Annotated in this window: 19 protein-coding genes; 9 read left to right on the forward strand and 10 right to left on the reverse strand. The window is 70.0% G+C overall.

Annotated features, from left to right (window positions below; genetic code table 11):
• Nucleotides 1-35: 35 nt before the first annotated feature.
• Entirely contained in the window at nt 36-1,445 is a 1,410-nt protein-coding gene (locus OG488_RS01435) for a hypothetical protein (RefSeq protein WP_329225083.1), read from the reverse strand.
• A gap of 349 nt (nt 1,446-1,794) precedes the next feature.
• Between OG488_RS01435 and OG488_RS01440 the strand changes: the two genes are divergently transcribed.
• The 3 genes from OG488_RS01440 (at nt 1,795) to OG488_RS01450 (ending at nt 4,604) form a co-directional block, all read left to right on the forward strand.
• Entirely contained in the window at nt 1,795-2,310 is a 516-nt protein-coding gene (locus OG488_RS01440) for a putative immunity protein (protein ID WP_329225084.1), read from the forward strand.
• Nucleotides 2,311-2,702: 392 nt separating this feature from the next.
• Nucleotides 2,703-3,614 carry a hypothetical protein gene (locus OG488_RS01445; RefSeq protein WP_329225086.1) on the forward strand — a complete coding sequence of 304 codons (912 nt, stop codon included), beginning with the start codon at nt 2,703-2,705 and terminating at the stop codon, nt 3,612-3,614.
• A 120-nt stretch (nt 3,615-3,734) separates the two neighbouring features.
• Nucleotides 3,735-4,604 carry an alpha/beta fold hydrolase gene (locus OG488_RS01450; RefSeq protein WP_329225088.1) on the forward strand — a complete coding sequence of 290 codons (870 nt, stop codon included), beginning with the start codon at nt 3,735-3,737 and terminating at the stop codon, nt 4,602-4,604.
• Nucleotides 4,605-4,733: 129 nt separating this feature from the next.
• On the opposite strand, the gene OG488_RS01455 is transcribed toward OG488_RS01450, so the two are convergent.
• The 4 genes from OG488_RS01455 to OG488_RS01470 all read right to left on the reverse strand — a co-directional run bounded on the left by OG488_RS01455 (nt 4,734) and on the right by OG488_RS01470 (nt 8,021).
• Entirely contained in the window at nt 4,734-5,762 is a 1,029-nt protein-coding gene (locus tag OG488_RS01455; RefSeq protein WP_329225089.1) for an NADPH:quinone oxidoreductase family protein, read from the reverse strand.
• Between the two features lie 35 nt (nt 5,763-5,797).
• Entirely contained in the window at nt 5,798-6,175 is a 378-nt protein-coding gene (locus OG488_RS01460) for a MerR family transcriptional regulator (RefSeq protein ID WP_329225091.1), read from the reverse strand.
• A gap of 98 nt (nt 6,176-6,273) precedes the next feature.
• Nucleotides 6,274-7,269: a hypothetical protein gene (locus OG488_RS01465; protein ID WP_329225092.1), complete on the reverse strand. Its 996-nt coding sequence runs from the start codon at nt 7,267-7,269 to the stop codon at nt 6,274-6,276.
• 248 nt (nt 7,270-7,517) lie between these two features.
• Complete coding sequence (locus tag OG488_RS01470; RefSeq protein WP_329225094.1) at nt 7,518-8,021, reverse strand: DUF4232 domain-containing protein; 504 nt, start codon at nt 8,019-8,021, stop codon at nt 7,518-7,520.
• Between the two features lie 270 nt (nt 8,022-8,291).
• Here OG488_RS01470 and OG488_RS01475 point away from each other — a divergent pair, with 270 nt between their 5' ends.
• Nucleotides 8,292-8,969 (forward strand): adenylate kinase, encoded by a 678-nt coding sequence (locus tag OG488_RS01475; protein WP_329225096.1) that lies wholly within the window; start codon nt 8,292-8,294, stop codon nt 8,967-8,969.
• A gap of 163 nt (nt 8,970-9,132) precedes the next feature.
• Here the strand turns inward: OG488_RS01475 and OG488_RS01480 are convergent, their stop codons facing one another.
• Together OG488_RS01480 and OG488_RS01485 are read right to left on the reverse strand one after the other, a co-directional pair.
• Complete coding sequence (locus OG488_RS01480) at nt 9,133-9,372, reverse strand: hypothetical protein (protein WP_329225098.1); 240 nt, start codon at nt 9,370-9,372, stop codon at nt 9,133-9,135.
• Nucleotides 9,373-9,458: 86 nt separating this feature from the next.
• Nucleotides 9,459-13,829, reverse strand: a complete 4,371-nt coding sequence (locus OG488_RS01485) for a golvesin C-terminal-like domain-containing protein (protein ID WP_329225100.1) — start codon at nt 13,827-13,829, stop codon at nt 9,459-9,461.
• A 332-nt stretch (nt 13,830-14,161) separates the two neighbouring features.
• On the opposite strand from OG488_RS01485, the gene OG488_RS01490 reads away from it, so the two are divergent.
• Complete coding sequence (locus tag OG488_RS01490) at nt 14,162-14,821, forward strand: class I SAM-dependent methyltransferase (protein ID WP_329225102.1); 660 nt, start codon at nt 14,162-14,164, stop codon at nt 14,819-14,821.
• Nucleotides 14,822-15,087: 266 nt separating this feature from the next.
• Here the strand turns inward: OG488_RS01490 and OG488_RS01495 are convergent, their stop codons facing one another.
• A complete protein-coding gene (locus OG488_RS01495; RefSeq protein ID WP_329225104.1) occupies nt 15,088-15,654 on the reverse strand; it encodes a dihydrofolate reductase family protein in 567 nt (188 codons plus the stop codon).
• Nucleotides 15,655-16,040: 386 nt separating this feature from the next.
• Nucleotides 16,041-16,967: a TIGR03619 family F420-dependent LLM class oxidoreductase gene (locus OG488_RS01500; protein WP_329225106.1), complete on the reverse strand. Its 927-nt coding sequence runs from the start codon at nt 16,965-16,967 to the stop codon at nt 16,041-16,043.
• Nucleotides 16,968-17,637: 670 nt separating this feature from the next.
• On the opposite strand from OG488_RS01500, the gene OG488_RS01505 reads away from it, so the two are divergent.
• The 4 genes from OG488_RS01505 to OG488_RS01520 all read left to right on the forward strand — a co-directional run bounded on the left by OG488_RS01505 (nt 17,638) and on the right by OG488_RS01520 (nt 20,799).
• Nucleotides 17,638-18,702 carry an alpha/beta fold hydrolase gene (locus OG488_RS01505; RefSeq protein ID WP_329225109.1) on the forward strand — a complete coding sequence of 355 codons (1,065 nt, stop codon included), beginning with the start codon at nt 17,638-17,640 and terminating at the stop codon, nt 18,700-18,702.
• Nucleotides 18,703-18,784: 82 nt separating this feature from the next.
• On the forward strand, nt 18,785-19,351 hold the full coding sequence (locus OG488_RS01510; protein WP_329225111.1) for a CGNR zinc finger domain-containing protein: 567 nt from the start codon (nt 18,785-18,787) through the stop codon (nt 19,349-19,351).
• A gap of 166 nt (nt 19,352-19,517) precedes the next feature.
• Complete coding sequence (locus OG488_RS01515; RefSeq protein ID WP_329225113.1) at nt 19,518-20,099, forward strand: hypothetical protein; 582 nt, start codon at nt 19,518-19,520, stop codon at nt 20,097-20,099.
• A gap of 163 nt (nt 20,100-20,262) precedes the next feature.
• Nucleotides 20,263-20,799 (forward strand): NUDIX hydrolase family protein, encoded by a 537-nt coding sequence (locus OG488_RS01520; RefSeq protein WP_329225114.1) that lies wholly within the window; start codon nt 20,263-20,265, stop codon nt 20,797-20,799.
• Between the two features lie 48 nt (nt 20,800-20,847).
• Here OG488_RS01520 and OG488_RS01525 read toward each other — a convergent pair whose 3' ends face one another.
• Nucleotides 20,848-21,837 carry a winged helix-turn-helix domain-containing protein gene (locus OG488_RS01525; RefSeq protein WP_329225115.1) on the reverse strand — a complete coding sequence of 330 codons (990 nt, stop codon included), beginning with the start codon at nt 21,835-21,837 and terminating at the stop codon, nt 20,848-20,850.
• Nucleotides 21,838-21,999: the final 162 nt, after the last annotated feature.

Below are 21,999 nucleotides of genomic sequence, written 5' to 3' on the forward strand. Positions count from 1 at the left end.
GCCTCGCACGTGCGGTCCGGCCGCGGCAGTGTGGGTCAGTGCCGGTTGAGGAAGTGGAGTCGTTGCTGCGCCATCATCAGGTGCCGGCGGTCGAGAGCGGGCAGCGAGCTCAACAGCAGGATCAGTTCGGGGCCGCACTCCTGCGCCTTCGCGGAGTCCGTGATCTGCGTCCAGCAGTAGTGGGCGCTCCGGGCGGCGGCCAGGAGTTCGGGGGCATCCGACGCCTGCTGAGCGAGCCGGGTCCTTCCGGCTCCGGCCCACAGCTGCGTCGCGAGCAGCCAGTTGCCCGCCATCTTGGCGAGGTCGGCCCGGATCTCCGCCCACTGGGTGGCCTGCAGGGAGTTGTACCCGTTGGTCTGCAGGATGTGGTGCTCCCAGACCTGGGCCAGCTGAGCCGCCTCGTGGTGTCGTCCGGCCTGCGCGAGAGCGTGGATGTACGGGCGAGGATCCTGTTCCGGTTCCTGGACGAGCGCCGGGTCGGCCGGCAGCGGGGGCTGCGTCGGCAGGTGCCGCACCACGGATCGCGGAGCGGGGGCGACCTCGCGTCCCTGCTGAGGAACGGGAGGGACCGGGGCGTCTCCGGAAGCGTGGACCGCTGTCGGCGAGGATGAGGCGGGCTGGGCAGCCGGCTGGGTGGGGCGCGGCTCCTCCGGCTGCCCGGGCGCCGGCGTGCCGGTCTCCTCGTCGGCCGGACGCGGGCGAGGCATCCGTGCGGCGTTCTCCGCAAGCAGTCTCCGGAGCTCGGTCATGGATGGCTGGTCCGCCGAGGCCGTGAGACCGGGAGCCGAGGGGATGACCAGAGCGCCGGGCGGCAGTGCGGCGGCGGCCACGGTGAAAGCGTGCACCTGGGAGTTGGTCGGACGCCCGGGGCTGTGGCGCAGTTGCTGGATCCACTGCCGGGTGTACTCGCTGACGCCGGCGGTCCCGGAGAATCCGGGCGGGGCCACCACACCGAAGACCTCTGCCGCCGTCGCGGCCGGCATCAGCGCGTACTCCTGGAGCAGGGGCCACGCTCCCTTGTCCGCCGCGAGGTCGAAGAGCACGGTGGTGAGCCCTCGGGGCCGATCGCGCAGCTCGGTGCCGAGCCACTCCCACGGCAGCGCCGTGTAGCGGGTGGTGGAGGCCGTGGTCTGGGAGAGCGCGAGGTAGAGCTGTCTGCCGCGGCGGTCGGTGGTGAGACGCCCCGAGAGGTAGACCAGCAGGGGTCCAGGGGTCGCTGCCGCTGCGCGGAGCCGGACCTGCAGGGCGTTCTGGTCGTGGATGCCGTCGAGATACGTCGTGTCGCTGGGCGCGCTGTTGCCCAGCAGGACAGAGGTGGGGAGGAGTGACAGCGCCGCGAGATTCGCGGACGGCAGGACCTGCACGGCCCGACGCCGGGTGGCGGCGTCGCCCGCGATCAGGAGTACATGCCCTCGTTGCTGCTGGTCCGCCCCGTTGATCTTCATACAGGCACCGTACTCACACGAGGGAAGCCCCGGCAGGCAGGGCCGCCGAAGCGTACACCGCAGCGCGCTGTCATCGGACCCCTGCGTGGACATCGTGCCCGCTCCCCCACGGCCGGCATCGGCGGTTCCGCTCCTCCGCCCGGCAGCGGTCGGCTCGCGCCGCCCATCGTGGCCAGCGGCTCTGGGCAGCGCAAGGCCTGAGTCGGGTCTGGTCCGTGGCCCGGTGACGCAGCGAGGAACTCCTCCCGCTCGGCCGGGAGACGGTAGCCGGGCTTGCGGATCAGCCATGGGGTTTGCAGGCTTCGCCACATATCAGCAGTCAGCAATCAGCAGGAAGGAAACGCCGGCCATGATCCTCCCGAAGGTCAGGGATCCTCGTTTCGTGACGATTCGCCGCGGTGGGACCCTCACCGACCCGGATCACCACCTCCTCGCCCTCTGGGCCGCAGCCTGCGCGGAGCACGTCCTTGATCTCTTCGAGTCGGCTCGGCCTGAGGACCCGAGGCCGCGCCGGGCGATCGGGCTTGCCCGCGCGTGGGTGCGTGGAGAGGTCGCGATGATGGAGGCACGGGCGGCGGGCGGCCATGCGATGGGCGCGGCTCGAGACCTGCGTGGCGCCGCACGGCATGCCGCGTACGCCGCAGGCCAGGCCGGAGTCGTCGCCCACGTCGCCGCGCACGAACTCGGGGCTGCTGCCTACGCGATCAAGGCCGCACGCGCTGCCGCGCCACCGGGCGGCAGCCAGGCCTCAGGGCGACTCGAGTGCCAGTGGCAGCGCGACCAGCTCCCGGAGGCGATTCGCGAGGTCGTTCTTGATGATCAACGGTTGCGGAACGACATCTGCTGGTCGGTGTTCGACTGCTGACAGCGCGTCGGTGTCCGCACCGTCCTCACGGAGCTGACAGGTGCCGGGTGTCTCGCGGTCTCCGTGCCCTCCCAGGCGTCCCACCGGCGTCTCGTCGCAGGGGTGCGGCCCCCTCGGTACATCCCGCTTCGATCACCACCCGCTGCTCGTCCTCACCGGCGCCCAGGAGAAGCTTGACCTGCGCTGGACAGCATCGCCCTCTACCGTCATCGGAAGGCCTCCCCGTGCCCCGCACCACCCCGCCGCGTCCACTCGACGTGGAAGCGGCTTTCCCTGCCCTGGCAGCCCACCGGCGCACAACCACACGGCTGCACCCCCGTCACGGCTCTCCCGGAGTGCGGGAGAGCTCGGTGGCGGGGCCTCTGTTGTGGCCTGCCGAGGAACCGTGGCCGGTGTGCACGGCTGTACACCCGAAGGACACGGGCCACCTCCTCGCCGATGTGAGGCTGAGTCGTCGGATCCTGGAGGACTCCCAGGGGCGGGAGCGCACAGAGGACGAACAGCGTCTGCTCGACGGCATGAGCGAGGGCAGCCACGTCCCAGGGCTTCTTGACGACGATCCGTCGCCGCTGCTGGCCGTTGCCCAGTTGTACGCACGGGAGATCCCGGATCTCGTGGGACCCGAGGGCCAGGACCTCCTGCAGGTCCTCTGGTGCCCCTTCGAGGCGCACGGCGCCGACCGCACCATCGACGTCGTACTGAAGTGGCGGCGTTCCGCCGATGTCGGCGCCGTACTCACGCCGCAGCCCGAACCGCCGGTGGCAGGCCGGGCGGAGTGCGTGCCGACCATGTGCGTCATGCACCCGGAGCAAGTCGTGGAGCACGAGTACCTCGGGCTGCTGGACAAGGAGTTGCAGGAAGAGATCGACGAGTGGGAGGAGGGTCTCCTCGACGAGGAAGAAGAAGACGAGGTCGAACCGCTCTCGTCAGCGAGCCACGCGACGTATGAGGAGTACGCAGAGGCGATGGCCGTGGCCCAGGCTGCGGAGCCTGAGGAGATCGACTACATGAGCGATCTCTCGATCGCCCCTGGCTGGAAGGTCGGCGGCTTTGCTTCATGGCACCTGACCGACCCCGCTCCGGTCGACTGCGGGGTGTGCGGGGCCGCGATGCCGCCCCTGCTCACCGTGGACATGTGGGAATGTGACGGCGCCTCACGCAGCTGGCTGCCGATCGAGGACCGGGACTCCGGCCACGCCCCGCACGCGACCAACCCGACCGACGTCTACCTCGGCCGCGGCCTGATGCGCGTACACACCTGCCCGGCCGATCCGGTTCACCCGCACCGGCTCAGCTTCCAGTAGCCGCCCGGAATCCCCCTTTGAGGACACCGCCGGATCCGAGGTGTGGACCTCCTGGACGGAACGACCGGGACGATGTGCCGGGACCGATGAGTTTCCGGGGCGGGGCCGGTCTGTACGTGTATGGAAACCTACACACTGGAGACCGCCGGGGCGGACCTCGTCTACGACGTTCGCCGTCCGTCGACGGCTGCTCACGAGCGTCCGCCGCTGCTGATGATCGGGCAGCCCATGGACGCCACCGGATTCGCCGCGCTCGCGGCCCGCTTCCCCGAGCGGACGGTGGCCACCTACGACCCGCGAGGGCTCGGTCGCAGCATCCGTAAGGACGGGCGGGTCGACCACAGACCCGAGACCCAGGCCGAGGACGTGCATGCCGTCATCGAGGCGCTCGGGGCCGGTCCTGTCGAGATGTTCGCCAGCAGCGGCGGCGCGGTCACCGCGCTCGCGGTCCTGGCGGCGTACCCGGGTGACGTGACCACTCTGGTCGCGCACGAGCCACCGCTCATCACGCTCACACCGGACGGGCCGGCGGCCGTGCGGGCGCGGGCCCGCGTACGGGAAGCGTACGAGAAGCGGGGGTGGGAGGCGGGGATGGCGGCGTTCGTGACCATGACCTCGTGGGAGGGTGAGTTCACCGACGCGTACTTCGCTCAGCCGGATGCCGATCCCGCCGCGTTCGGGATGCCCACCGAGGACGACGGATCACGCGATGATCCGCTGCTGTCCGACCGGTCCTGGGCGATCAGCGACTACCGGCCGGACGTCGACGCGATCGCCACGGCTGCGACCCGCTTGGTGATCGCGGTGGGTGAGGAGTCCAAGGACGTGCAGACCGGGCGCACCTCCGTCGCGACCGCCGAGCTGCTCAGCCGGCGGGTGACCACCTTCCCGAGTCATCACGGCGGTTTCCTCGACGGGGAGTTCGGCTACCCGGGCAAGCCGGACGAGTTCGGGCATCGGCTGCGTGAGGTGCTCGACGGCGCCGGGTAGGACGGAACGCGCAGATACCGCCGGTAGGGCGGAACTGCGCGATCGGCGCCAGGTCGGTCTCGAGGGTACGGAACAGCGTGCCGTCGGTCCGGCCGCACGGCTTTCATGGCAGACGGAAGTCGCTGTGAGTCACAGGCATTCCTGAAGCCAGGGATCGAGCGCGTGCTTGCCGCATGTCTGGCCGGCTTCGAGTTGCTGCATCACTGACGCCCCCTCGGCCAGGGGGTGAACCTGAGGGGTGCCGGGCGGGTAGACGCCCTGAGCGATGAGTGACTCGATCTCGACGAGCAACGACCGGTAGAGGGACGGTGCCGCAACCGCCAGCGCACCGATGTGCAGGCCCTTGAGCTGGACCTGGTGAGTGAAGACCAGGTCGTGCGTGGTCACGGTGGCGTCGCCGGAAGCGGCACCGAACACGACGACACGTCCGGTGAAGGGTTTGGTGACCGACAGGCTGGCCTCGAAGGTCGCCCGTCCCACCGACTCCAGGACCAGGTCGACCCCGCCGGTGAGGCGAGTGATCTCCTCCGCCAGATCGGGGCGTGCGCGGTCCAGGACTTGGTCGGCACCGAGTGCTCTGACGGTGTCGTGCTTGGCCGGTGACGCCGTGGCGATCACGCGTGCGCCGTAGTGGTGGGCGAGGCGGACGGCGGCCTGCCCCACGCCTCCGGCCGCGGCATGGACGAGGACCACCTCACCCGCCCTGATCTCACCCAACGGCTTCAGTGCCGCCAAGGCGGTGGCCCAGTTCAGCACCAGGCCGAGGGCTTCGGCGTCGCTCCAGCCGGCAGGCACGGTGAGTGCATCAGCGGCCGGCATCGTCATGTACTGCGCGAAGGCGCCTGGTCCGGCTCCGACGACGTGGGTGCCGAGCGGAAGGGCGCTCTCGACGTCCGGGCCGACGCCCACGATCTCGCCCGCGGCTTCGAAGCCCGCCATGTACGGCGCCTGTGGACCTCCTTCGTACGTGCCATGGGTCTGCATGACGTCGGCGAAGTTGACCCCGGCGGCGCCCACGCGGATGAGGTACTCGCCGGGCCCCGGGGTGAGACGGAGCGGACCGGTCGTCAGGGTCAGGTCTTTCGGCCCTCGGTGCGACCGCTGGACCAGTGCCCGTGTCGTCCGACCGTCGTTGCTCTTCTGCTCGTTGATCTCCATGAGCGAAAGGTAGGAGTTTCACACTTACGTCAAGGTCAAGTGGCGGTCATGGGGCGGCGTGACCGAGCCTCCCGTAGGTAGGTGTCGAGTGCCGCTTGCTGATCGCTGAGAATGGCGATACGCGCGGCGAGGCGATCGCGGTGGCGCTGCACCTCGTGCAGGAACTCCGCGTGGTCCGCGTCCGTGCCGCCATCGGACCCGTCGGTGAGGCTCGGCAGGGCTTCCCTGATCAGTCGCACGGGCAGCCCGGACTCGAGCAGCGAGCGAATGACGAGCACACGGTCGATGGTGGACCGGCAGTAGTCGCGGAACCCGTTGCTGAAACGACCGGGAACGATCAGGCCTTCATCTTCGTAGTGCCGCAACGACCGCGCGCTCACGCCGCTGACCCTGGAAGCATCGCTGATCTTCATACCTGGTGACAACGCCCAGGCGCACCGCGATCTTCCCGCACTCATCGCAACGCAGGAACGACGTGATCAGGCGTCAACAGCCGTACCCCTCGCACCATTCAGGACAGTATCCATCGGGGCGTGTGCCCTTGGTCGGCCGGGCAGACGAAGACGTGCAGGTCCCGGTCCCGTCCGAATCGGAGCCGAGTGGGCTGGGCAAGGAATGGACCGCCCTGAACCGCGGCATTCCCCCGCCAGGACGGATCCCGGTCCTCCAGGGGCACCCAGCTGTGCGAATCCACGTCCGTCTCCTCTCCCCCCGCGGTCAGCAGCAGCCGCATCGGAGTGGCGCAGGAGGCACAGTCGATGGCCATCGGCCCGGTCGAGGCCCAGCTGGGCAACCCGCCGACCCGCCATCCGGGCGGGATCGACAGGGCGCCCTGGTAGTTGAGCGCGTGAGGACCGTGCTCCGAGATCTGGGCGTCGTCCCAAGCGTCGATGCGTGCGATCAGTGGGCCGGGCAGTACGCCGTCCTCCGCCCACGGATAGGTGTCTACTTCCTCCGGGTGCAGGACACACGGCTCAGGCAGCTCGTGCTCGCTTCGTAGCAGGGGCACTCGGGGTGGTGGATCGAGGAAGCGTCCAGCGCGCTCGGCCACTTCGGCCTTCCGCCACCGCAGGTGGTAGCGGCGCTCATGATGGAGGCCGTGGACGAACGGACAACGGAAGATCTGCGCCAGGTCCGCCCCGTCGGGCCCGGGCGGCAGGCCCGGAACATCCCGGCAGAAGAGCTGCGCGAGCCCTCCGAAGGGCACCGGTGCGTCGGTCCCGGGCGCCGCGTCGGCGGGCCATGGCCGGCTCGGCGGCCACCCGCCCGAAGCCCGGGCAGTGAGGATCTCGTCCGGCGCGTAGCCTTCCGTCTCCCTCTGGTGCTGCTCGTGGCAGACCGGCCACGGCTCGTCGTAGGGCCAGAGCATCGGGCCGCCGACATGGCTGTCCCGCGCGCCGGGCAGCCCCGGCCGGGGGTGCAGCCGCGTGACACGGCCCCGATAGGCGGTCAGTTCCGGGAAGACGGTCTCCACGGATATCGGCCTGGCCGGCGTGGTTCTGGTCATGCGCAGACCGTACGTGGCAGGGAGGACGTCACGCGAACAGATTGCCGCGACACCGCGACACGTTGTGCCGTGACGGGCGGCGCCGGTTGCTACCGAACGTCGATGCCTGGTTCTGCGCTGACTGCTCTTGTCTTGGAGGTCGTTCTTCGGCCGTGCTGGATCGGGTGGCAGGTCTCGTACCTGCCCCCCAGCGGTCAGTCGTGAGAGTGGCGTCCAGCGGCTGTTGGGCCGTGGCGCGGGCGATCTGGTCAGGCTCCGTGCCGCACGGGACCGATGAGTGTGCCGATGGCGACCTTCAGCCTGCCGTGCGCGAAGGAGGCGCCGGGGATCTGCCCGTCCGGGGTCTGGAGGGTGAAGGATGCCTCGTCAGCGGGAACCTGGCGGGCGCCGTTGGGGACCTGCACGTCGAAGTGCACGGGGCGGCCGGGGCCGAAGGTCACTGTGGTGCGCTGCTCGCCGTAGTGGCCGACGGTGATCCGGGTCCGCGTCCCGCGGTCGGAGAAGCGCACGTCGGTCGGCGAACCCTCCAGTTCGCAGGCGTCGTGACCGCGCGGCGCGGTCAGGGTCACGCGGTAGTGGTGATGCCCCGAACTGGCGGGTGCCTCGGTGATCTCCGCGATGTGGTTGGCCGGACGACATGCGGACGGAGCGGCGGCAGATGGTGTCGCCGGGGAGGCCTGCGCGACCGTGGGGGCCACGGAGGCCAGCATCACGGCGACGACGGTGGCAGCGGTCCTGCGGTCGGTACGCATGGGAGCTCCTTGCCTTGTACGCCGGCCCTCACGCGTTGTGCGCCGGGGCCACTGGTCGATGAGATCTGTGCCCCCGCGCGCCCTCGGAGACTGTCCCAGGATCGTCACGACCATCCGGGGAAAGGGGAAGGTTCACGCTGGGGGTTGTCCCCCGCTCCGACTTGAGGTCCGCCGGATCGCGCCCCAGCGGGAAACGGCACTAGCGTTCAGTCGCGGCCGCGACGTCCGGGACCGATCCTGGGCCACGCATGACGAAGGGGTACCTCATCGATGCGCATCCTTCTGATCGGGCCGCCCGGGGCCGGCAAGGGCACACAGGCAGTGCGCCTTGCCGCGCATCTGTCGATCCAGCACATCTCCACCGGTGACCTGTTTCGCGAGCACATCGGCCAGGGCACCGAGCTCGGACAGAACGCGCACACGCATATCCACGCCGGCCTTCTGGTATCGGACGAGGTCACGATCGGGATGATCAATGAGCGCCTCGCCCGCCCGGATACCGAGCGCGGCTTCCTGCTGGACGGCTTCCCCCGCAATCTTGTCCAGGCGCGGGCGCTGGACGGCATCCTGGCCGACTCGGATTCGAAGCTGGATGCCGTGCTCGACCTGGAGATTCCCGAGGACCAGGTGGTCGGACGGATCTCTGGGCGGCGGCTGTGCCGTCAGAACCACGACCACATCTTTCACGTGGACCACAGCCCGCCCGAAGTGGCAGGACTCTGCGACCTCTGCGGCGGCGGGCTGTACCAGCGCGAGGACGACCGCGAAGCAACCGTTCGTCAGCGCCTGGAGGTCTACCGTACAGAGACAGCACCGGTCGTCGGCCACTACCGGGCCCAGGGCCTTGCGACCACGATCCCGGCCCACGGCCAGGTCCAGGACGTCTTGAACCGCGCGCTGGACGCGATCGGCCGAGGCCCGGCCGATGCCGCCGGTACGTCGAGCTGACAAGCCTCCGTCGTGACCGTGCGGGGCTGCCGTCTCTGAAATCCGCCGCCGAGCACTGCGAGATCCGACCGCCTCGACCGCCGGCTGGGACAGGTGCATCGCCGGCATCCGGAACGTCTCGCCTCGTGCCGTGATGGTTTCGGTGTGGGGCGGGGGAACCTCTTCAGGCGCTCACGGTCGCTCGGCCCAGACGCACCAGGGAGACCAGCCCTCCGGGGCCGAACAGGAGCACCCAGAGCGCGGGCTGCCCGGGTGAGGACCGGTCCGCCGCGACGACGAGCACCACGGTGGCGGCCAGGTGGACGGAGGTGAACACGAGCCGGACGGTGCGGCGCCGCAGAGGGAGCAGGGCGAGCAGGAGCCAGAGAAGGCCGATGAGCAGCACGAGCAGGATGAGTCCCATGGGCCGGAGGGCCTCCAGACGGAACGGGACCGGCCGGCCGCGCGAGGGCGGCCGGCCGGTCGTGGGTCAGGGTCGGACGGGGGTGGTCAGTAGCTGCTGTACCCCGCGTCGAGCGGAATGCTCTTGTCGAGGCAGAAGTGTGCCGGAGAGGGGTCGGTTCCGGCGGACGCCGGTGCCGTGATGTCCCAGGGGTTGCCGCTCTGGTCGGTGGCGAAGTTGCACGGCCCGTACGGGTTGGGCCACAGCGGATAGTCCTGGTTCGGGTCCGGGATCTTGCTGAAGTCCTGGAAGTCTCCCTTGATCACGGGCGAGGCGCCACCGGCGGTGCCGTCCAGGTTCATGGCCTTGCCGTCCACGTAGAGGTACTGGTCGGGCATGTGGCTGGAGCGCAGGTAGGGGCGCCCGCTCACCTTGCGTACGGATCCGTCGGCGCAGACCTTCAGGCTCAGTTCCTGCCAGATGGGCGGCGCCTGGCCGAAGGCCGTGCCGACCAGGGGGGAGAGCAGCTCGGTCTGGAAGAAGTTGGACCAGATGCCGTGGGCCAGTTCGGCCACCGCGTCCGGCACCCGGCTGTCGCTGTCGGCCTTCTTCTGCCAGCTGTCGACGTTCTGCTTGGGTGCGTCGGCACCCAGCATGGGCCGGTAGCCGATGGACCCGCCGGAGGCGTACAGGGTGGCCACACAGGTGCCTCCGGTGTCGACCGGGGTGTCGTCGTCCTTCACCACGGTCGGCTTCTTTCCCGCGTAGGCGTAGGCGCGGCCCGGCAGGACGCCGGTCGCCAGCGGGTCGGCGGCGTGGTTCTTGTTGTCGTGCTGGTTGAGGTTCTTCACCGAGTAGCGCAGGTCCGGTCTGGCGATGCCGTAGTCCGTGGCGAGCGCGGAGAAGGTTTCCGTCATGAACTTCGGCAGGTGCGTGTTGCCCGTGCGGTTGCCGTAGTCCACGTACTCACTGCCCGGGATGACGGTGCCCGCGGAGTCCTTGACGAACGAGACGGTGGTCCGTGAGCGGATCTTGTAGGAGTTGTCGTCGCTGTCGAACCTGGTCGGCTTGGTGGAGCTGGTCGGCCGGTCGGTGTACGGGTTGGCGAAGCCCACCCAGGTTCCCTGGCTGGTGCCGTCGGGGTGGTTGACCGGGTCGGTTCCGGCGGACGTCACCTGCGAGCGCCAGGCCGTCATGGCGCTCTTCGTCGCCGGCATCACGCACCCGGTGGTGGGGCCCGCGGTGCACGAGGGCAGGGAGGTGATGCGGCCGGTGAGGTCCATCCCCCAGTCGTAGAGGTTCTGGCGGCTGGTGAGCGGTCCGCCGATCCAGGACGCGGGGGCGGAGGTGTCGAGGTTCTGGTCCTCGTCGAAGAGGGCCACGGCGTCGACGCTGCGCTCCACATAGGTGCCGGTGATGGGGACGAAGGCCACGGCGTCGAACGCGATGTCCTCGTCGCCGGAACCGTCGGACGTGACGGAGCTGAGCGTGACCTTGGGGACGTTGCCGAACATGAAGGCGCCGATGGAGACCCACCGGTTGCCGTTGCCCGGCTGGCGGACGACTCGGGAGCGTACGCCGTTCTTGGTGGTGACGTCGTACTGGGCGAGCTGGGTCTGCGCCCCGTGGTCGGGCAGGTGGACCAGGACGCGGGCCGGCTGGCTGAGCGTCTTGTTGAGGGTCCAGGTGCCGGTGACCTTCATCTTGCCGCCCTCGGCGCTCGCCTGGCGGGTGTGGGCGAAGGAGAAGTGGCCGCCGTAGCCCGCTCCCAGCTGATGGAAGTCGATCTTCGAGGGGTAGAGGCCCTTGGAGTCGGCGGCGAAGTTGAGGGCGAAGGAACCCTGGTTGCTGGTGGGTGTGGTGCAGCCGGGCCGGACCGATGGTGTGCCGTCCGGGAGGTCGTCGATGACGAGGGCGCCCGAGGGGAGACCCGAGGTGGAGCAGTTGGGCGGGTAGGGGGTGCCGTCGGGCTGTTCGGCGTAGGTGCTGTCGAAGCGGACGAGCTCGTTGCCGCAGGAGTAGGAGCAGTCACTCTTCCAGGTGCTGCTCTGGTGGTACCAGCACTTCAGGTCGTACTGGCCGGAGGCGTTCTTGTGGGCGCAGGGACCGGCCTTGGAGCCCGCCACCTCGGGGGCGTTGGGCGTGTAGGACTTGCCCGGCTCGCAGGTGTTGCTCGCGTCGCAGAACTGGTTCACGGGCGGCTTGGCGTTGGCCCGGTTGAGCGGAGCGGTGATGATGTCACCGTTCCACCAGGCCGGACGGTAGGCGGAGATGGGGGTGTTGGGGGCCTCCAGCAGCTCCGGCGGGTGGCCCGCGAAGCCGATCACCTTCTCCGGGTAGGGCCAGTCCTGCGGGTGGGCGGCGTCGGCGTAGGTGGTGTCCATGAAAGAGGCCCGGTTGGCGGGGTACTCGGGGTTGGCGGGGTTGTTGGCCCACCCCACGCCCCAGGCACCGCTGTTCTTGCCGCTGTCGGCCTGCGGGTAGAAGCCCGAGTTGTAGGCCCAGAGCGCGAAGAACCAGTTCTCGATCTTGACCGGATCGCCGTTGTTGATCTTCATGCCGGCGTTGCGGATCTGATTCCACTTGTCGGTGAGGATCTGCAGGCCGGCGGCGACGTTCACCGCGTAGTCCAGGGCGACGGCGCGCTGGGTCTGGTAGGCCCAGGCGGTGTCGGAGGGCCCCTTCTCCTTGCCGGCGAGACGCATGTGGTCGGTCACCTGTGTGATGCCGTAACCGCAGTCGGCCTCGGCCCAGTTGATGTCCCAGTCATCGGCACTGCTGCTGTTGTAGATCTCCAGCCCGTAGTAGTTGCCGATGAGCGGGTTGGCGGTGACGCCCGGGACGGCGAAGCGGGCCGCCTGCCACATGTTGGACTCCTGGGCGGTGATGCCGAGCATCACCTGCGCCGGGACGTGATCGCCGTCGACGAGCGCCTTCTTCGGGAAGAGCGTCTGCGGCGCGTACGCCGGCATGCCGAGGTTCTTCCAGTTGGCGGGCCGCGAGGCCTTGGCGTTCAGGGTGCCCATGATGGCCTGGTCGACGGCCCACTCCACCTGACGCGGCTTGGGCTGCATCGCCTGGTTGCGGGGGTCGTTGCGTGGGACGGAGCAGTACCGCTCGTCCTCGACAGGGTTGCTCGGCGAGGCGGCCGCGGCGAGGCCGCTCGCCGCCCGTGCCGCCTTCTTCCCCGTGCCCGTGCCCAGGCCGGGCGTGGGCGCCACGCCCTGTTCGGCGTCGGCGCCGACGACCGCGGCGGGGTCGACGACGAAGGTCATCGTGCGCTTACGGGCGGGGAGGCTGACGCCGAGGGTGACGGGGCGGGGCTCGGCCGCCCCCTCCGAGGTCACCCGGGAGTCCTTGCCGTCCGCCCAGGCGGTGCTGGTGATGACGGCTCGGCCCTTGGTGGAGACGCGGGCCCCTTGGGGGGCGTCGAGCAGCCGGACCGCCTTGGGCAGAGCACCGGCGGTGACACCGCGCTGGGCACCGGTGAGGTAGACCCGGCCGTCGGCGGAACGGGTCACGTCGACCGCGTCGAGTTTGCCGTGCCCCAACGCCGTGGCCTTGCGCCCGGCGTCGGGGGACTTCAGCTGCCCGGCAGTGAGGTGCCGGGCGGTCGCCCGGTCGCCGGAACGGTCCAGGAAGGTCAGTCCGCCGTCCTGGTCGGGGGTGAGCCGGAAGGGTACGGCGTCGGTCGCGGCCAGGGTCGAGCGCCGGCCGTCGGCGGACACGGAGACGATGCGGGAGGTGTCGGCCGCCACCATGCGCCCGCTGCCCGCGGGGACGGCGGAGGTGAGCTGTCCGGCGACCTTGACGGGGGCGGCGACCTTGCCGGTCGCGGCGTCCACACGCAACAGCCTGGTCGAGGTCTTGTCCTCGCCGCCGCTCTGCGTGAGCACGGCTTCCTCACCGGCGCCGCAGCCGGGGTTGTAGTAGGCCAGGCTGACCTGGCGCCGGAGCTTGGTGACCTCGCCCGTGGTGAGGTCGACCACGGCGGCGAAGGCACCGCGGGCGAAGAGTTCCGCCTTGTTGGTGAAGGTGCGGGGCGCGTAGACCACCACGGCCCGGTCGCCGGACTCGGTCACGCAGGCGTTGCCGATCCATGCGTCGGTGTCGAAGCCTGGCTCGGCAAGGGTGGCAGCCGTCTTCCAGGCGTACCCGGACCGTTCGTCGGCGACCAGCAGGTGCAGGCCTTGGGCGTCGCCCGTGGTGGTCCACAACCGGTCCCGCGAGGTGCGCCAGCCCGTGCCGAGTGCGGCGTCGCGCTTCTTCTCCGGTATCCCGGCTTCCGCGGCGTCGGGTCGGCGCTCGGGGGCGCCGGCGCCCTGTGAGCCGCTCCAGGGGGTGTCCGTCGCCGGAGCGCCGGACGCGGCCGGCTCAGGGGTGGGGGCGGCTGCAGCCTGCAGGGTGCCGGCCAACAGGCCGGCCAGCGCGACGGATACCGCCGCGGCGAGGCGGAGCCCGCCTCTGGGTCTTGGCATGGGTGTTCACTCTCTGTCTGCGCCCTTCGGCGCTCATCCGGCGCGAGCGGACACCCCGGGCGCGGGCGGCTCGCAGCCGACCATCCTGGAGCCCGCCCGTCTCGGTACGCTCTCCCCGCCGTCTCGCGGGCCGAGTTCAGGTGGACGCCCCGGCCCGCTCCCGCGCGCGACGGCGGGGACGCGTCCGGATGCTCGCCACCTCCGTTCCCGCTCCGGCGCCCCTCGACGGCGCAGGCCGAAGGTGCAGGCCGAAGGTGCAGGCCGAAGGTGCACCTCCGACCAGGAACGGTGCATCGGGCATCGAACGGCGGACCTCGTCTAGAGTCGTCGGCGTGCCCGATCTCTCCTACCTCGCCGCCGTCCAGGAGTCGTACGACACCGTCGCCTCCGCCTACTTCGAACAGGTCAAGCCCCCGGCAGACCTGGATCCGCTGTCACGCGGGATGCTGAACGTGTTCGCGGAAGTGGTACGCACGGCTGGGCTCGGGCCCGTCGCCGATCTCGGATGCGGGCCCGGCAAAGTGACGGCGTACCTGGCGGAGCAGCGGGTGCCCGCGTTCGGCATCGACCTGTCCCCCGCCATGGTCGAGGTGGCCCGCGGGGCTTACCCGCATCTGCGGTTCGACGTCGGCTCGATGACGTCGCTCCCGATACAGGACGACGAACTCGGTGGGGTCCTCGCGTACTACTCCACCCATCACACGCCACCGCCGTTGTTGCCGGTGCTGTTCGGCGAGTTCCACCGCGCTCTCGCTCCGGGCGGCTCCTTGATGCTGACGGGCCACGTGGGAGCGGACCAGCATCTACGTCCGACCCAGGCCTATGGCGGGAATCCGGTGTCCTACGAGTCCTACCTGTTGCCGCCCGACCGGATTGCCGAGCTCCTGGTGGGAGCCGGACTCGTCCTCACCGCGCGTCTGGTGGAGGAACCCGGCGAGGGGGCCACAAGGACGTACGCCACCTTCCTCGCCCACAAACCACCACGGCGGTGAGGTCGGGCTGTCGGAGGCGGCGCGGCGGAGCCGGTGCACAGCATGCCGAGTTCGAACCACGGGTCCACCATCTGCCTGCCATGGAAGCCCTGGCACGCATCCAGGCGAACCTGCGCGAGACCACGGACCGGGGAAACCGGGAGCGGACCGGGAGTGCGACGGGACGAAGCCTCAGGGCATCTCTCCGAGTGGGCGCATCGGAGAAGTTGAGCCGGAGCCGTTCGCTCGGACAGGACCACTGTGGACACGGAGTCCCTTGCGCCAGGTCACCGGCGCGCCACGTGGTAGCGGAGATACACGACGTGTGAGCTGAAGGTTCGGCTGTCCACGAGTTCGAGATCCACCCGGCGCTCGCCCCTCGGAAAGAACGGGATGCCGCCGCCGACCAGCACCGGATAGACCCTGACCCGGTACTCGTCGATCAGCCCCAGATCCGCGGCTTCGGAGGCGAGTGTCGCGCCGCCGATCGCGATGCCGCCCTCACCCGGCTCGGCCCGCAACCGCTCGAGTTCCTCCGCCGGACTGCCGGAGGCGAGGCGGGCATGCCCCTGCACCGCCGACAGCGTGGTGGAGAACACCACCTTGGGGAGCGGATTCCAGCGCGCGACCCATGCGAGCGACGCGTCGTCGAGCGACGGATCCTGGGCGGCGTTCTCCCAGTACAGCATCGTCTCGTACAGCCGTCGTCCCATCAGGTAGGCGTCGAGTTCTCCGATCTCGTCGGTCACGAAGCGGAAGAGCTCCTCGTCCGGCTCCGTCCAGTCGAAGCCGCCGTCCGGCCCGACGATGTAGCCGTCGAGTGAGACACCCATCGAACACATCACTCTGCGCATCGGAAGTCCTCCTCGGCAACGGGGTGGACAGTATGCCTGCCGGACTCCGTGGGGCTCATCACGGCTCGCGGGAGCCCCGGCCGGTTCACCACGGCGTCGGGACATGCCCCTCGTCGAGCTTGCGGGGCCAGGCCCAGGTCAGAAGGGGACGGTCTGGCACTCGCTGCACCGGGAATGGCCGGCAGCACCGTATTCACGGCCTTCACCAGGGCTGTTGAGGCGCGCGTCGCACAGTTCCAGCAGCTGGGGGAGGCCGAGCCCACGGCCCACGCGCCCCCAACAGCGCCCCGACGCGAGGCAGCGGCTTCCGAGGGGCGGCAGGCGGTACGAAGGGGCCGATACGGGTCTGGCCGACACCGCGACACGACGAAGCGTGGCGCCTGTGGTCAGCCCGCGCGCACGCCGTCGATGAAACGCCCCGCCAGATCGACGCGTTCGTCGAGCGTGGTGGGCGACTGCCCGAAGTCCATGAAGAGTTCGTGCACTCCCGCACCGGCCGCCTGTCGCGCGTAATCGATGTACTGGTCGAGCGTTCCGGAACCGGGAACCTGCTCGGGGTCGACCTTCACGTCGGTCAGTTCCGGATTCACCCGGAGGGCCATACGCAGTGCGGAAGGGTCCCGGCCCGCCGCCGTGGCCTCCTCGGCGATGGACGTCCACATGGCCGTGAGCCGCGGCAGCCGCATGGCTGTCGGCAGCCAGCCGTCGGCCCGCCGCGCGACACGCCTCATGCCCCGGGGGGTGAACGCGGCGAGCAGCACGGGTGGAGCCGGCCGCTGGTGAGGCCGGAGCCCCGTCACGGCCTCCGGCACGCTGAACAGCGGCCCCTCGTGTGCCAGGACCCCGCCCGCCCAGTACTTCTCCAGTACGTCGAGCGACTCCTCCAGACGTGCCCCCCTGCCGTCCCAGGGCACACCGACTGCGGCGTACTCCTCCGGCATCCAGCCCAGCCCGAGGCCGACGTCCAGCCGGCCCCGGCTGAGGACGTCGAGAGTCGTGAGCGTACGGGCCAGTACCAAGGGCGGCTGCCACAGGCCGTTCAGCGTGCTCGTCCCCAGGCGGACCCTGCCGGTGTGAGCGGCGGCGAACGAGAGTGCGGTGAGCGGGTCCATGTGGTTCTCGTACGACCGTGGCATCACACCACCGGCGCCCGGATAGCGGGCGCTCGGCACGGAAGGGGTGAGGATCCGGTCCCCCGTCCACAGGGAGTCGTATCCCAACAGCTCAGCCGTACGGCTGACGTGGGCGATGCCCTCCGCCGTCGCATGCGGGCCGAAGGTCGGAAGTGCCACACCGAGCCGCATCTGCGTCATCCTCCGTACTCCTGTCACCGGTGAGGGACGCACGGCAGTCCCGGCCTCCCCCTGCACCGCCGTTCCCTCGTCGCTCTTCACTCATCGTCACACATTCAGGTGGGACGGACCCGTACGGAGACCGGTCCCGGTCCGCCTCGGGTTCGCTCACCCGTCGTCGGCGACGCCGGAACCGGTCAGCCGGCCTTCAGCGGACCGCGGAAGGACGACCGCAGCAGAGCGGCCAGCACCTTCCTGCGGCCTGTGGACCTCACCCGGATGCTCGCGGACGACGCCGGCGAGATGCGGATGCAGGTGGGGACCGAGCGAACGGCACCGCGCGCCGCCTGCGGCTGCTTCAGGCTGTTCCGATGCCGCTCAGCAGCGCATCGACGACAACGCGGGCTGCCTGGCCGGCGGTCGTTGCGCAACGCGATGCCCCACCACACCCTTCGACGGCGGAACGCGGCCCGGCTCCCTACCGACCGCCCCCAACGGCCCAACTTGCCGTCACCTCATTGACCAGTGACGCATATCGATGCCAAGCTAGCGTCACCTGCTGAACAGGTGATGCAGTGGAAGCGGAGAAAGTGCCATGAATCCCACCGCACGGCATCACACACCGCTTGCCGTTGCTCATCCGATCTCCGAACGCACGCATCACCGCCACACCCACAACGGAGGCTTGACCATGCTCAACAGACGCACCTTCAGCAAGGCCATGGGGCTCGGCACAGGCACGGCAGCGGCGTCACTGGCCGGCATGCAGGGCGCGTCGGCCGTCTCCAGCACGGCACCCCGGGGGAAGGGCGCGACCCCGGCCACTCCCGAGGCCAACCGCGGTGCCCACACCTCCTTCAGCAACCTGAAGCAGGTACGAGCCGGTCTCCTCGACGTCGGCTATGCCGAGACCGGCCCGCAGCACGGCCCCGTGGTCATCTGCCTGCACGGATGGCCCTACGACATCCATAGCTACGTGGACGTCGCGCCCCTCCTCGCCGACCAGGGGCACCGCGTCATCGTCCCCTACCTCCGCGGCCACGGCACGACCCGCTTCCTCAGCGGCAGGACCTTCCGCAACGCCCAGCAGTCCGCGATCGCCCTCGACATCATCGCCCTCATGGACAGCCTCAAGATCGACAGAGCCGTCCTCGCCGGCTTCGACTGGGGCTCCCGTACGGCCGACATCATCGCCGCCCTGTGGCCCGGACGGGTGACGGCACTGGTCTCGGTCAGCGGATACCTCATCACCGACGTCGAGGCGCAGCAGAATCCTCTGCCGCCGGCCGCAGAACGCACCTGGTGGTACCAGTACTACTTCGCGACCGAACGCGGTCGCCGCGCCATGGAGAGCGCGTCCGGCCGGCACGACCTCTGTCGTCTGGTCTGGGACACGGTCTCCCCCACCTGGGACTTCGACGACGCCACCTTCGAACGCACCGCCGCCGCCTTCGAGAACCCCGACCATGCCGACATCGTCATCCACAACTACCGCTGGCGCCTCGGACTCGCCGACGGTGAAAGCCGGTACGACCAGTACGAGGAGAAGTTGCGGGCCCGGCCCACCATCCACACCCCCACCATCACCCTCGACGCCGAGCGCGACCCCTTCACCCCGCCCGGCAACGGCAGCTCCTACCGCGACCGGTTCACCGGGCCGTACGATCACCGGACGCTCGCCGGCATCGGCCACAACCTGCCCCAGGAAGCACCCGAGGCCTTCGCCCGAGCAGTCGTCGACGCCACACACCTCTGACACGGGAATCCCTGGCGGAGTCCTCATACGTTCGCCTTGTTCGATCCTTGCACCACCATGAGTCACCTGCCAGGATGGTGATGTGAATCTCGACCATGTCTTCGTATGCGGGAATCCAGCACTCGACTTCGCCGCGACCCTGCGTGCCCGGCACACCAGGCGATTCGACATGTTCGCGAACCCGGACCGGCTGGACGCCTGGTATCTGGAGTCCGGTGTCGTCGACGCGATCACGCCGGGCGAGGAGTCCGACGTGAAGCAGGCGACAGCCGTCCGCGAGGCCGTATATCAACTGGTCACCGCACGCAGGCTCGAGGAGGAGTTCGACGCTGCCGCCCTGCGTCTCGTGAACGACGCGGCGCGTGCGCCGGCCGCGGTGCCGCAGCTCACCTCCTCGGGGCGCTGGACCGACGCGACGCCGGGGGAGGCCCTGTCCACCGTCGCGCGACTGGCCGTCGAGCTGCTGAGCGGACCCGACGTGCCACTGCTAAAGGAGTGTGGCAACCCGGAGTGCACCCGTGTCTACATCGACCGCTCCAGGGGCATGCGCAGGCAGTGGTGCGGCATGGACTCGTGCGGCAACAAGATCAAGGCTGCGGCCTACCGCGCCCGCAAGAAGAGCACGGCTGCCGGTACGCCACTCTCCTGACCCCCGATGGCAGGTTCGGACACAACTGTCCGCGCGGGCAGGAAAGGTGTGGCACCCTCGGAACACCTTTCCACGGGTGTTCCGTCCGAACGGGCATCGCCCGGCTCTCCGGGCTTCCCGCCTGGGTAGCATGCGCAGCATCGTTCACGAAGAGGAGTGATGGGTTGTGACCAGCCGATCCGCCGCCACACTCCGATCGCGGTATGTCGCTCAAGCCGCGTCGGACCTGGAGGAGAACCACCGCCGGCAGCAGGAACTGGCCGCAGAGCTCACGCTCTTGAAACAGGAGGAAACCCTCCTCTCCGACATCCTGACTCTCGCGGAACGCCACGAGGCCCCGTCGGACCCGTCGCGCCTGCCCGGACAGACACAGCGCGAACCGGTCCCCACACCCGCGCAGCCCGTGGGCGCAGCCGAAGCGGCGCCCGCCTCGCCGGGCCCCGCGTCCACCGGGGCAACGGGGTCGGTCAAGAAGACCCGGGAGTCCATCGCGAAGGCGGCGTCCCCGCAACTGCTGCTCGGGGACCTCCTCCTGGAGCTGCTCAGCGCACACGAGGAGCCCCGCCTCGCGAGGGAGCTGCGCGACGAACTGCTGGAGAAGCATCGCGACCGGACACCGACACCGCAGGTCGTACGCAACACCCTGGAGTCGCTCGTGGCCAAGGGCCGTATCCGGCGCCACAAGCAGCAGCGTTCCGTCATGTACCGCCTGGTCGAGCCGTCCCCCGACGGCGCGGGAACCGCGTGAGCCCTCGCTCGTCCCTGCACGAGCCCGAGACCTCCGTCGGCGCCGATGATCCGCGACCGGCGGCAGAGGTCCGTGACCGGCGGCAGAAAACGGAAATGATGCCGAGCGAGATCCTGTGGCGGACACGCGACCGGAATCGCGGCCGGGTAAGTATGATCAAGCGATGTCTGACATGACGGAAACCACGCCCGGCTGGCTCACCACGGACGAACTGGACATGGCCAGGGCCCGGATGCCCGTCCTGTACGTCGAGGCCGTCCCCGTACGGGTGGACGAGAGCGGCGACGTCACCAGCATCGGGCTGCTCCTCCGGATCGGCTCCGGCGGAAACATCAGCCGTGCCCTCGTGTCCGGTCGCGTCCTGCACCACGAGCGAGTCCGTGACGCCCTGCTGCGCCATCTGGAGAAGGATCTCGGCCCGGTGGCACTGCCGCGCGTCCCGGCCTCTCTGCAGCCCTTCACCGTTGCCGAATACTTCCCCACCACGGGCGTCACCCCGTTCCACGATCCGCGCCAGCACGCGGTGTCCCTCGCCTACGTCGTGCCGGTGACCGGCGACTGCCGCCCGCGGCAGGATGCGCTGGACCTGGTCTGGTTCAGCCCGGAGGAGGCAGCCTCACACGCCGTGCAGGACGAGATGCCGGGCGGCCACGGAGTGCTCCTCAAGCAGGCCCTGGCCCATATGGGACACGCCTACTGAAGGCGCAGGCGGTCCCGGGGCGGACCCCGGGACCGCCTGCGCGGCAACTCACTGCGAAGCCCCCTCCAGCACGGCCCGGCCCAGCCCCGTCCGGTGGTGGAGCACCCGCACGCCCTGACGCTGCGAGAGCAGCAGTCCCGCCTCGCGGAGCACGGTGGCGTGCCGACTGGCCGTCGACGGCGCGAGGCGCAGCGCCGCGGCGATGTCCATCGTGGTCATCGGGCGGTCCAGCATCCGGAGCAGTTCGGCACGGGTGGCACCGATGAGCTGCGCCACCGGGGCGTGGCCTTTGGTGCGGTCGCGTTCGAGCCAGCCGGGCGCGGGCGAGAGGGGGTGGACGAGGACGGGTGGCAGTTCCTCGTCCACGAGGGCGAGAGGGGCGCGTACACAGAAGAATCCGGGGACGAGTGTCAGCGTCCTGCCCCGCAGGCTCAGTTCACGTTCGACGGGATACGGGGCGCGCAGCCTCCCCTCCCGGTACCGCCACCCCGGCAGTTGGTCGTACCCGGTGAGCAGGCCCTCCGCACCGTGGCTGAGGACGGCCTGGGCGCGTACGGTCCGGTCGGCTGCCGCCTGTGCGCGCATCGCGGTGAGGTAGGGCTCGACGGCGACCTGGTGGTAGGCGCGGAGGGCTGTGCCCAGGCGGTGCAGCGCTTCGGGGCGTCCGTCGGCGAGCGTGCGCAGCCCGGCCGGGACGGGGCCCGCCGTGTGGGCGTGGAGCCGGATGATCTCGGCGCGGAGGCGGCGCCTCGGTGTGGAGAGCAGCCGGTCGAGCCCGGTCTCCAGATCCGTGTCCCCGCGGCCGGGTGTCAGGAAGTCGGGGAAGTAGGAGCCGTCGGGGCAGAGTCGCGTCAGTGCGCGTGTCACGGGGACGAGGCCGGATCGCCGCAGGGCCGCGCCCACTTCCGCGCGCCACGCGCCGAAGGCGAGGGGCGCCTGGCGGTTCTGGAGGAGGTGCAGGCTCAGGGCGGTCTCCCAGAGCGGGTCCACGCCGGACGCGACGCGTAAGCGGGCCAGTTCCTGGCTCGTGAAGTCCACCCGTAGCACAGCGCACCCCCGGTGGTCACGGGCGCTTGGTGACGCCCGTCCAGCGGAACTCTACGCGCATCACAAGAATGACGCATGCATGTCATCAACACGGCCGGGCGGGTACCGTTCGGCCGGAATGCGCGGCGGTCCGGCAGGATGTGCCCCGGCCGG

Origin of the sequence: Streptomyces sp. NBC_01460, assembly GCF_036227405.1 — a bacterium.
Taxonomy (GTDB): domain Bacteria; phylum Actinomycetota; class Actinomycetes; order Streptomycetales; family Streptomycetaceae; genus Streptomyces.